At 72.3% G+C, this 2,942-nt stretch carries 2 protein-coding genes; one reads left to right on the forward strand and one right to left on the reverse strand.

Annotated features, from left to right (window positions below; all coding sequences use genetic code 11):
* Positions 1-276: 276 nt before the first annotated feature.
* Complete coding sequence (locus tag EAD98_RS00510; RefSeq protein WP_121652138.1) at positions 277-1,074, reverse strand: SGNH/GDSL hydrolase family protein; 798 nt, start codon at positions 1,072-1,074, stop codon at positions 277-279.
* Between the two features lie 202 nt (positions 1,075-1,276).
* Here EAD98_RS00510 and EAD98_RS00515 point away from each other — a divergent pair, with 202 nt between their 5' ends.
* Positions 1,277-2,812 carry a M1 family metallopeptidase gene (locus tag EAD98_RS00515; RefSeq protein ID WP_121652139.1) on the forward strand — a complete coding sequence of 512 codons (1,536 nt, stop codon included), beginning with the start codon at positions 1,277-1,279 and terminating at the stop codon, positions 2,810-2,812.
* The last annotated feature ends 130 nt before the right edge of the window (positions 2,813-2,942 follow it).

The following is a 2,942-nucleotide window of genomic DNA, read 5'->3' on the forward strand; positions in this document are numbered from 1 at the left end:
ACCAGGTCGCCCGCACCGCCCGGCGCGGCGGGGGCCGGCGCCGTGCCCAGCGCGCCCCGGGCGGCGTCCAGGTGTGCCCGGGCCGCCCGGTGGGAGCTGACCGCCTGCCCGTACGCCGACGCGAGCCTGCTCACGCTCTGCCTCCCACGCCACGGCTGTCCGGTTCGCGGAAACCCTAACGGACGGCGGTGACACCGGGACAGTACCGACGCGACCCGACGCGCGGCGCCCGACGGTCCGGGGTGGACCGTCGGGCGCCACGCGAGGGCGTGCGGGTCAGCCGGTGACCGCGTTCAGCGCCGGCAGGTAGCCGTACCGGTAGCCGTCGGAGTCCGGGTGGTACGCCTCGATGAGGCCGCTGACGTCGTTGATCCACGGGTCGCCGGCGCAGACGCCGTGACCGGCGAAGTAGGGCCGGGTGTCGGCGAAGGTCGCGCCGGCGGCGGTGGCCCGTGCGGAGATGACCGAGGCGAGCACGTCGGCCGCCTCGTTGAGGATGGTGCGCTTGTAGGTGCTCATCGCCAACCACCCGCAGGAGGTGGTCTCGAACAGCCTCGGGTAGCCCAGCACGATCAGCCGCGCGTTCGGCGCCCGGTTGCGGATGGCGGCGTAGGTGGCGTCGAGCCGGCCGGGGAGCGTCGAGGTGGCGAAGGCCTTCGCGGTGTTCACGGCGTTGGTGCAGGACGACGTGCTGCCGAACCGGCAACTGGTGATCACGTCGACGAAGCCGGCGTCGTTGCCACCGATGGTGATGGTGACCAGGGTGGTGGCGCTGCTGAGGGCGTTGACCTGGTTGTTGAGCACGTCGGCGGTGACCGCGCCGCCGCAGGCCGGGAAGCTGAAGCTGGTCACCGCGTGGGCGGCGGCCCAGAGCGGGGCGTACGACTTCTGGCTGCGCAGGCAGGTGGACCAGTCGTACGGGCCGGCGCCGACGCCGGAGGAGTAGGAGTCGCCGAGCGCGACGTAGTTGACAGCGGCGGCCTGGGCGGTGCCGGGGACGAGCACGGCACCGAACGCGGCGGTGACGACGGCGACCAGCGCGGCCAGGGCGCGGGCCAGCGGGCGGTGGGGCATGACGGACCTCCACAGGACAGGGGTGGTGGGATCCTGCGACCGCGCGCGTGGCCAGGGGTGGAACGGTTTGTTACCAGGCGGTAATGCTATCGAAATACATAGATCGATGGAATAGACGGTCAACCCGCGCGCCGGGCCCGCGGCGATCACCGTTGTCGATTAGGTTGGCGGGGCGAACACCCCGATGGAGGGAGTCCACCTCGTGCGACGAGTCCTCACGGCGGCCACCGCCGCCCTGACCCTCACCACCGCCGGCACCATGCTCGCCGGCGCCCCCGGCCAGGCCGCTCCGACGGCCTGGGGCCGGCCAACCGTCACGCTCGCGCCGCAACCCGGCGCCCCCGGGCTGGGCGACAGCTACTTCCCCGACTACGGCAACGGCGGCTACGACGTCTCGCACTACGACGTCCGGCTGCGCTACGAGCCGGCCACCGACCGGCTCACCGGCACCACCACGATCCTCGCCACCGCGACCCAGGATCTCTCCCGGTTCAACCTGGACTTCCTGCTCGACGTCGAGTCGGTGCGGGTCAACGGGTGGGCGGCGAGCACCAGCACCGCGGGCGCGCACGAGCTGGTGGTCACCCCGTCCCGCACGGTGACCCGGGGCCAGCAGCTCACCATCGTGGTGCGCTACGACGGCATTCCGTCCGAGACGCTGGTCGGCGGCTACACCGGCTGGACGCGTACCGACGACGGGGCCCTCGCGGTCAACGAGCCGGAGTCCGCGTGGTGGTGGTTCCCGAGCAACGACCACCCACTGGACAAGGCGACCTTCGACATCTCCGTGTCGGTGCCCACCGGCGTCGAGGTGATCAGCAACGGCGTGCAGCCGCGGCCACCGCTGGCCGAGCCCGGCGACCGCACCCGATGGAGCTGGCGGACCACCTCCCCCACCGCCACCTACCTGGCCTTCATGGCCATCGGCCAGTACGACATCGTCACCGACACCACTCCGGGTGGCCAGCCGGTGGTGAACGCGTACAGCACCTCGCTGGGCGAGCTCGGGCCGGCCGCGCGGGCCAGCATCGAGCGGACCGCCGAGATCGTCGACTGGGAGAGCGGGATCTTCGGCCCGTACCCGTTCGAGGCGCAGGGCGGCGTGGCCGGGCCGGTGGACGGCATCAGCTTCGCCCTGGAGACGCAGACCCGACCGGTGTACGGCCCGGGCTTCTGGCGGCGCGGCGCCAACACGTACGTGGTGGCCCACGAGAACGCCCACCAGTGGTTCGGCGACTCGGTCTCGGTGGCCGAATGGCGCAACATCTGGCTCAACGAGGGCTTCGCCTCGTACGCGGAGTGGCTCTGGTCGGAGGAGCAGGGCGAGGGCACCGCCCAGGAGGTCTTCGACTTCACCTACGCCAGCTACCCGGCCGACTCCGCGTTCTGGCAGGTGCTGCCGGGTGACCCGGGCGCCGACCGGGTCTTCGACAACGCGGTCTACGACCGGGGCGCGATGACGCTGCACCAGCTGCGGCTGGCCGTCGGCGACGACGCGTTCTTCGAGATCCTGCCGGCCTGGACCGCCGCGCACCGGTACGGCAACGGCACCATCGCGCAGTTCCAGGCCCTGGCGGAGGAGATATCCGGACTCGACCTGGACGAGCTATTCACCACCTGGCTGTTCACCGCCGGCCGGCCCGACGTGGCCACGGCCGCGCGCAAGGCCGCCGCCGCGCCCGTCGAGCCGAAGTCCTGGGCCAAGATCCAGGAGGCCCACCGGCTGCTGTCGCACTGAGCGAACGTCGGCCGGGAGGCCCGCCACTCGACGGCGAGCCTCCCGGCCGCTTTCGTAGGCGACGATGCGCCGGTCCGGCTCCGGAACAGCTCGACCGGCACGAACCGGTGCGGGCCCACGCGACCCGAGC

The organism is Micromonospora sp. CV4, from assembly GCF_003667455.1.
Lineage (GTDB): Bacteria > Actinomycetota > Actinomycetes > Mycobacteriales > Micromonosporaceae > Micromonospora.